At 64.8% G+C, this 8,084-nt stretch carries 7 protein-coding genes; 2 read left to right on the forward strand and 5 right to left on the reverse strand.

The genetic code is table 11. The features are described from left to right. A partial coding sequence (locus ABI213_RS00255; protein WP_348025618.1) for a TrkA C-terminal domain-containing protein occupies window positions 1-1,096 on the forward strand: 1,096 nt, incomplete at its 5' end. Between the two features lie 66 nt (window positions 1,097-1,162). Here ABI213_RS00255 and ABI213_RS00260 read toward each other — a convergent pair. The 5 genes from ABI213_RS00260 to ABI213_RS00280 all read right to left on the reverse strand — a co-directional run bounded on the left by ABI213_RS00260 (window position 1,163) and on the right by ABI213_RS00280 (window position 6,794). Continuing rightward, window positions 1,163-3,535, reverse strand: a complete 2,373-nt coding sequence (locus ABI213_RS00260) for an FdhF/YdeP family oxidoreductase (protein WP_348025620.1) — start codon at window positions 3,533-3,535, stop codon at window positions 1,163-1,165. An 86-nt stretch (window positions 3,536-3,621) separates the two neighbouring features. Next, entirely contained in the window at window positions 3,622-4,056 is a 435-nt protein-coding gene (locus ABI213_RS00265; protein WP_348006056.1) for a ribonuclease HI family protein, read from the reverse strand. A gap of 131 nt (window positions 4,057-4,187) precedes the next feature. Then, complete coding sequence (gene chrA, locus ABI213_RS00270) at window positions 4,188-5,537, reverse strand: chromate efflux transporter (RefSeq protein WP_348025622.1); 1,350 nt, start codon at window positions 5,535-5,537, stop codon at window positions 4,188-4,190. 52 nt (window positions 5,538-5,589) lie between these two features. Further along, a complete protein-coding gene (locus ABI213_RS00275) occupies window positions 5,590-6,210 on the reverse strand; it encodes a HupE/UreJ family protein (protein WP_348025624.1) in 621 nt (206 codons plus the stop codon). Then, complete coding sequence (locus ABI213_RS00280; RefSeq protein WP_348007896.1) at window positions 6,207-6,794, reverse strand: HupE/UreJ family protein; 588 nt, start codon at window positions 6,792-6,794, stop codon at window positions 6,207-6,209. The genes ABI213_RS00275 and ABI213_RS00280 overlap by 4 nt, the downstream gene beginning before the upstream one ends. A gap of 409 nt (window positions 6,795-7,203) precedes the next feature. Between ABI213_RS00280 and ABI213_RS00285 the strand changes: the two genes are divergently transcribed. After that, a partial coding sequence (locus ABI213_RS00285) for a PEP/pyruvate-binding domain-containing protein (protein WP_348025626.1) occupies window positions 7,204-8,084 on the forward strand: 881 nt, incomplete at its 3' end.

The raw sequence follows: 8,084 nt of genomic DNA on the forward strand, positions 1-8,084 counted from the left end.
CTACGAGCGCGACCACGGCGTGCCCAATGTGGACGACGCGGGCCTCAGCGGCTACCGCCCGTTTGACCTGCGCGCTTACAGGGTGGTGCACCCCGACACGGTGGGCCAGAGCATCGCCCAGTTTCGCTTCCGTTTTCCGCAGTACCAGATCGAAAACGTGGAGCGCGGCAAACACCTGCTGGGGGCCGACCCGGCTCTGGTGCTGCAGCATGGCGATGTAGTGGCCCTGGGCGGCAGCTTGGTGGCACTGACCGGCCACATGGGCAGCATTGGCCCCGAAGTGCCCGACGCACGGGCCCTGAACATCCCGCTGGACCAGGCCGAAATCGTCGTCACCCACCGGGATGCGATCGGCCGCACGCTGCAAGACTTCCGTACCTCGCCCTTGGCCGGGCAGGTGCAGCTCACCGCCATCGAACGCGGCGGCGTGCCCTTGCCCATGGGCCTGAAGACCCGGCTGCAGCGCCTGGACGTGCTGCACTTTGTCGGCCTGCGCAGCGCCATCGACAAGGCCACTGCGTTGCTGGGGCCGGTGGCGCGGCCCAGTACGGCCACCGATTTGCTCACGCTGTCGCTGGGCATGATTCTGGGCTTCTTGATTGGACTGGTGCAGGTGCCTGCGTTTGGCGCAACGGTGGGGCTGGGCAATGCGGGCGGCCTGCTGGTATCGGGCATCGCCGTGTCGTCGCTGGTGTCGCGCCTGCGCTTTTTTGGCAACACGCCCAACGCCGCACGCAATGTGCTGGAAGACATGGGACTGATCTTCTTTGTGGCCATCGTCGGGGTCAACGCCGGAGCCCATTTGCTGTCGCAACTCAGCGGTACGCTGGCCCTGCAGATTCTGGGGTTGGGCTTTGTGGCCTGTACCATCCCGCCGTTCATCGTTTGGGCCATTGGCCTGCACCTGTTCAAGATCAACCCGGCCATCCTGATGGGCGGGGTGGCGGGTGCCCGTAGCCATTCGGGCCCGGCCCGCGAAGCCGCCAAGGAAATCGGCAGCTCGGTGCCGTGGATTGGATTCCCCGTGGCCTACGCCGTGTCAGGGATCTTGCTGACGGTGTTTGGCTACTTCGCCATGGTGTTGGCGAAGTCGTAAAAATTTAAGCCAAATAGGCATCCCGCGCAGGTGGCACCTGCGCGGGGCGCTATGAAAACAGTAGTTTTAGGCGTTCACTGGGGTGCGGCTGCCTACAACCCCTTCGCGGTTCACCACGATCTCTTCACTGCCCACTGGGCCTGCCACGCGCAGCAGCACCGGCACCGACTTGTACGACGGTGTCAGGCTGTCCGGGTCCACGTGTTCCAGGGCAATCAGCGGCTGCGTTTCGGGGTAGTACGAGGCGCAGCAGCCGTCGGGCAGGTCGTAGCAGACCAGCATCAGGCCGCGCACCACGCGGTCGGCGTGGGCGTGTTCCATGGCGGTAGCCACGTCCACCACGTCGCCTTCTTGCAGGCCGCGCCGGTCCAGCTCGGCCTGGTTGATGAACAGCACGTCGCGCCGCCCAAACACGCCCCGGTAGCGGTCGTCCAGGCCGTAGATGGTGGTGTTGTACTGGTCGTGCGAGCGCAGCGTGGTGAGGGTGAGCACGCCGGGGTCGGCATGGGCCAGGTCTTCCTCCAGGCCGGGGAACACCGCGAAGTTGGCCTTGCCGCTGTCGGTCTTCCAGATGCGTTGCTGCGCCGTGTTGGGCAGCTGGAAGCCGCCAGGCGCGAGGATGCGTTCGTTGTAGCCCGCAAAATCCGGGAATACGGCCTCGATCTTGTCGCGGATCAGGGCGTAGTCGCCCACCAGCGCATCCCAGTCGGCCACCGACCGGTCGCCCAGCGTGGCTTTGGCGATACCACCAACGATGGCCGGTTCCGAGCGCACCTGGTCGCTGGGCGGCTCCAGAAAGCCGCTGGAGGCATGCACCATGGACATCGAATCTTCCACCGTCACCGACTGCTTGCCGCTGGCCTGCATGTCCAGCTCGGTGCGGCCCAGGCAGGGCAGGATGTAGCTGGCCTTTTTGGCCAGCAGCAGCTGGGTGCGGTTCAGCTTGGTGGTGATGTGCACGGCCAGATCGAGATTGCGAAAGGCCTCGAAGCAGGCGAGGGGGTCGGATGCCGCCACCGCCAGGTTGCCGCCCAGGCAGATCATCGCCTTGGAGGCCCCGCTGCGCATGGCGGCGATGGATTCGACCACCGAGTGCCCGTCGTGCCGGGGCGGCTCAAACTGGAACACATCGCGCAGACTGTCCAGCAGCGCGGGCTTGGGCCGCTCGGTGATGCCCACGGTGCGGTCGCCCTGCACATTGGAGTGCCCGCGCAGTGGCGAAATCCCCGCACCGGGGCGGCCAATATTGCCCTTGAGCAACAGCAAATTCATGATCTGCTGCACATTGCGCGTGCCCGAACGGTGCTGGGTAATGCCCATGCCGTAGCAGCAAATGGTGGCCTTGGCGGCGGCGTAGACCCGGGCCACGTCTTCCAGCTGCGCGCGCGTCAGGCCGCAGACGCCTTCGATCGCCTCCCAGGGGGTGGCATCGAGATCGGCCACAAACTCCGCATAGCCCGCCGTGTGCCCGGCGATGAAGGCGTGGTCCAGCACCGGGGGCTGGCTGGTGGCCTGGTTGCTTGCTTGGATAGTGCGGTCCAGCGCCACCAGCGCCTTGCCAATGCCTTTGAGCGCCGCCGCATCGCCGCCCACGCGGATTTGCAGGTAGGTGGTGGCGATTTGCGTGGACGACAGCGTGGCCATCTCCACCGGGGCCTGGGGCGACTCGAAGCGCTCCAGCGCCCGCTCGCGCAATGGGTTGAAGACGATGATGGTGGCCCCCCGGCGCGCCGCATCGCGCAGCGTGGCCATCATGCGCGGGTGGTTGGTGCCGGGGTTGTGGCCCATCGACAAAATCAGGTCGGCGTGGTCGTAGTCTTCCAGCGTCACCGTGGCCTTGCCCACGCCGATGGAGCGCGGCAGGCCCACCGACGTGGCCTCGTGGCACATGTTGGAGCAGTCGGGGAAGTTGTTGGTGCCAAAGTTGCGTGCAAACAGCTGGTACAAAAACGCCGCCTCGTTGGAGGCCCGGCCCGAGGTGTAGAACTCGGCCGCGTCCGGGTTGGGCAGGGCATTCAGCCCCTGGGCGATGCCGTCAAAGGCCTCTTGCCAGCCCACGGCCTCGAAATGGTCGGTATCGCGGTTGTAGCGCAGCGGATGGGTGATGCGGCCCTGGCTCTCCAGCCAGTGGTCGGTTTGCTGCCACAGCGCGGCCACACTGTGCGCCTGGAAGAAGTCCGGCCCAATCCGCTTGGCAGTGGATTCCCAGGTCACCGCCTTGGCACCGTTTTCGCAGAATTCGAACGACGAGGTGTGTTTCGGGTCCGGCCAGGCGCAGCCCGGGCAGTCAAAGCCGCCGGGCTGGTTAGCCTTGAGCAGGGTGCGCACACCTTGCACCACGATTTGCTGGCGCTTGAGCGTTTGCGCCAACGCCTTGGTTGCACCCCAGCCACCGGCCGGAGCGTCATAGTTTCGGATGCCTTCGGGGCGCTTGCGCATGGGAACTTTCCTAGAGATGGGGGGTGGATTTTGGATGGGGATGGCCCATGCATGGAATGGACCAGGGCCGAGATACACCGCAGTGCCTAACGCCGCTTCTTGGCTATTTTGAACGTACGTGGTGCCGTCATGCCCAAGGCCGCACGGGCCAGTGCATCGGCCTCGGCGTTGCGGTGCTGCGGAATCCATACCAGGGTGGCCTGGTGAAACGTGTTGAACAGCGCCCGCGCCTCGTCAAACAGCGTTGCCAGCCGGGCAATCGGCTTGGCGCTGGGGTTGCTTATTTGCTCCACCACCACGCTGTTGTCGCAGTGCAGCCGCAGGTCGTCCGCACCCTGCAACTGCAAGGCCTGCAGCGCCGCCATCAAGGCCCGCACTTCCGCTTCGTTGTTGCAGCCGGTGCCGGGGGCCACCTGCGACAGCGTGTGGCGCGTGCCGTCGGGGGCGGTCCATACAGCGCCCAGGCCCATGCGGCCGGGATTGGGGACGGCGCTACCGTCGGAGTGGATTTGCCAGGGCATGGGTTTTTTTGGGCGGCCTTTGTGGGAGCGCGCCTACGGTGGCGGGAGGCAGGCGTTCAAAAGCGGCAGAAGTTTTTTGCAACTAAAGATGATAGTGAAATAGCTAATTTCATACTATTTTTTAATAGTATTCACCCCCAGGCCCGCAGCACCCACCCCGCCAGCGCGCACAGCACGATCACCTGGATCACCCCCACCTTGAACCGAATCAAGGCAACGCCCGCCGCCAATGCCAGCAGCAGCGCGGCCCAGTCAATATTGGAGAGAAATGTGCCGCCACCGCCCGTCCTGATTGCGATATGAGCTATGAAAAACAGAGCAAGGCTGGCAATCACGCCCACCACCGCGGCGGTGATGGCGGTCAGCGGCGCGGTGAATTGCAGCTTGCCGTGGGTGCTTTCCACCAGCGGGCCGCCGGCCAGGATGAAGATGAACGACGGCAAAAAGGTGAACCAGGTCACCACCGTGGCGGCCAGTGCGGCCCCTAGAAACAACGCGTCCGGCCCCAGCACGGACTTGCTCCAGCCACCGACAAAACCCACAAACGCCACCACCATGATCAGCGGGCCGGGCGTGGTTTCGCCCAGGGCCAGGCCGTCGATCATCTGTGTGCCGCTGAGCCAGCCAAACTGCTCCACCGCGCCCTGGTACACATAGGGCAACACGGCGTAAGCACCGCCAAAGGTCAGCAGGGCCGCCTTGGTAAAAAACCAGCCCATGGCGGCCAGCGTGCCGTGCCAGCCGCTACTGGCCACCAGTGCGGCCATGGGCAGCAGCCACAGCGCCGCGCCCACCGCCAGCACCTGGAGCAGGCGGGTTTTGCGAAAGCGCGCGTGCGCCGGGGTGGGGCTGTCGTCGTCGATCAGCGCTGGGCTATGGCCCCATTCTCCCGCCTTGGCCGCGCCATGCCCGCCGCCGCCGCTGAACTGGCCCGGCACCACTTTGGACCCGAGCCAGCCGACCAGGGCTGCGTCCAGCACGATGGCGGGGAAGGGCACGGCAAAACCATAAATCGCTACAAAACTAGTAGCTGCTATCGCCCAGAGGACGGGCGCTGCGCTCAGTTTCTTTAATGTTTTACTGCCGATGCGGTGCACCGCTTGCACCACCAGCGCCGCCACCGCCGGTTTGATGCCGTACAGCAGCCCGGCCACCCAGGGCACGGCCCCAAAGGATACGTAGACCCAGCTCAGGCCCATCAGGATGAACAGCGACGGCAGTACAAACAGCGCACCTGCCGCCACGCCACCCCAGGTCCGGTGCAGCAGCCAGCCGATGTAGGTGGCCAGCTGTTGCGCCTCGGGGCCGGGCAGCAGCATGCAGAAATTGAGGGCGTGCAGAAAGCGCTTTTCGCTGATCCAGCGCTTTTGCTCCACCAGCTCGCGGTGCATGATGGCAATCTGCCCCGCCGGGCCACCAAAGCTGATGCAGCCTAGTTTGAGCCAGAACTTCAGGGCTTCGGCGAAGGAAACAGGGGGCATGGGCGCGGCTTTCGGGAGGTCGGTGCCCGCAGTGTGCCAGCGCAGCAGCTAATTACCCCAGCGGCATGCCCTTCAATGCAAACGCCAGCACCAGCACGCTGGCCGCCGCCATCCACGAGCCTGCAATCCGCAGGGCGATTTGCACCCATTGGCGCGGTGGGCACAGCGAGGTGTAGTAGGCCACGTTGGCCACCAGCACGGTGGTGCTGATCCAGGTGCCCAGCAGGGTGAGCGTGGTGGCCAGTACGGTGGGGGCTCCGTCCACGCCGGAATCCAGCGCCACCGCAATGGCCGCCACCGCTGCAACAGCAGCGCGCAGCCTCAGCGGCAGCCGGGCCGATGCGGCCACCAGGATGCCGCAGCCCAGCGCCACGGCCATCACCAGGTTCTGGCTGGCTGGGGGAATGGCGATGCGGGTGGTCAGCAGCAGGGCGGCGGCGCAGCCGGTGGCGAACGCCAGCATGGCGGCCTTCAGCCGCAGGGGCGGGTGCTGGCCTAGCCACAACCCCAAGCCCATTAGCACCAGCATGTGGGGCAAGGTGAGCAGCGGATGCAGCAGCCCGCCGTAAAAACTGTTCATGCCCGCCACCGAGCTGTGCGCGTGCGACAGGCCGGGCAGGCAGAGCAAGGCCGCCAAGGCCAGGCGTGGGGTCTGGTGGCGGCCCGAGATCACAAAAAGCCGAATAAGAAGGCGAAGCCGGTCGCTGCAATCACCCCGCCCGTGGCCCGTACCACCACCCGACCCCAGCGCCAGCGGATCAGCAGGCCCACCGCAATACCCGCCAGGTGCAAGAGCCCGGTGGCCAGTACGAAGCCCACCGCGTAGGTGATGGCATTGGCGGCGTGCGGCAGCTCCGCGCCGTGGGCGTAGCCATGGAAGATCGCAAAAATCGCCACCAGCACGCTGGCCACCCACAGCGGCGGCCGGGCCGCGGTCAGCACCATGCCACCCAGCACGATGCCCGACAGGGCAATGCCTTCTTCGACACCCGGCATGGGTACACCCAGCACACCCAGTGCTCCGCCAAATGCCATCACCAGCGGAAAGATCACCGGCAGCAGCCACATCGCCGGGGTGCCCAAAAACGCCCCCCAAATGCCCACCGCCACCATGGCCGCAATGTGGTCCAGCCCACTCAAGGGGTGTACAAAGCCACTGACGAAGCCGCCCACCGCGCCGGTTTCCGAGTGCGCCTGGGCCAGGCAGGGGACGGCCAGCACAAGGGCTAGCAGCAGGGTTTTGGGGAGTTTGGACATGAAAGCTCCTGTGGATGGTGCTTGGCTATACGCAGGAATGGAGCGGGTGGATTCAAGTATCTGAGGGTCGCTTTGCAAAGCATTTTTGCCCGCCGAAATTTGAACCAGGTTAACCCGTATTTTTGCTATTTATTTGGTAGCTGCTAGTGCAGATTCTGTATGCGCGAAGGCCGTATTTTTCATGAAATTACCAGTCCGCCGTAACCGGCTGGTAACTTTTTTAGCAAGCGGGGCCGATTTCACTACAATCGCGCCATTCGAGTCACGATTCGACCCCCACCAAGTTTCAAACCATGCCCCGTTGCTTCCCAAAACAACAGCTACACCGTCGCACGGCAGGCATGCACAGCGTCGCCCCAGGCTCAGGGCCATGGCGCGCAGACCCGGTTTTAACCTTCGGAGCTTTCCTATGTCTGCACTCTTCAGCTCGACCGCCCTGGTCGTACCCTTTGAACTCTTGAGAATGGACGACGTCGAGTCGGTGGGTGGAAAAAACGCCAGTCTCGGCGAGATGATTTCGCAGCTGCCCACGGGCGTACGCGTGCCCACCGGCTTTGCCACCACGGCCCACGCCTTCCGTGCCTTCCTGGCCCACGACGGCCTGGCCGACAAGATCAGCGCCCGGCTGGCCCGGCTGGACACCGAAGACGTACGCGCCCTGGCCGTGGCGGGTGCCGAAATCCGCGGCATGGTGGAAGCTCAGCCTTTCCCGGCCGACCTGCAAGCCGCCATCACCGAATCATTTGCCACCCTGAGCGCGGGCAACCCCGAGGCCTCGTTTGCCGTGCGTTCGTCGGCCACTGCCGAAGACTTGCCCGATGCATCCTTTGCCGGCCAGCAGGAAACCTTCTTGAACGTGGTCGGCATCGAAGCCGTCCTGCACAAGATGAAAGAAGTGTTTGCCAGCCTGTACAACGACCGCGCCATCAGCTACCGCGTGCACAAGGGCTTTGCCCACGACATCGTCGCTTTGAGCGCTGGCGTACAACGCATGGTGCGCTCCGACCTGGGCGCGGCCGGCGTGATGTTCACCATCGACACCGAATCCGGCTTTGACCAGGTGGTATTCATCACCAGCAGCTACGGCCTGGGCGAGACGGTGGTGCAGGGCGCGGTGAACCCCGACGAGTTCTATGTACACAAGCCCATGCTCAAGGCGGGCAAAAAAGCCGTCATCCGCCGCAACCTGGGCAGCAAGATGGTGCAGATGGAGTTCACCACGGCTGCCGAAAAAGCCGCCACCGGCCAACTGGTAAAGACCACCGACGTGCCGACCGAGCAGCGCAACCG

Source organism: Rhodoferax sp. (genome assembly GCF_039922535.1).
GTDB lineage: Bacteria > Pseudomonadota > Gammaproteobacteria > Burkholderiales > Burkholderiaceae_C > Rhodoferax_B.

Coding starts and splice junctions, on each gene's coding strand:
- ABI213_RS00280 (WP_348007896.1), bottom strand. CDS start 6,794: ATGTCCAAACTCCCCAAAACCCTGCTGCTAGCCCTTGTGCTGGCCGTC.
- ABI213_RS00265 (WP_348006056.1), bottom strand. CDS start 4,056: ATGCCCTGGCAAATCCACTCCGACGGTAGCGCCGTCCCCAATCCCGGC.
- ABI213_RS00260 (WP_348025620.1), bottom strand. CDS start 3,535: ATGCGCAAGCGCCCCGAAGGCATCCGAAACTATGACGCTCCGGCCGGT.
- chrA (WP_348025622.1), bottom strand. CDS start 5,537: ATGCCCCCTGTTTCCTTCGCCGAAGCCCTGAAGTTCTGGCTCAAACTA.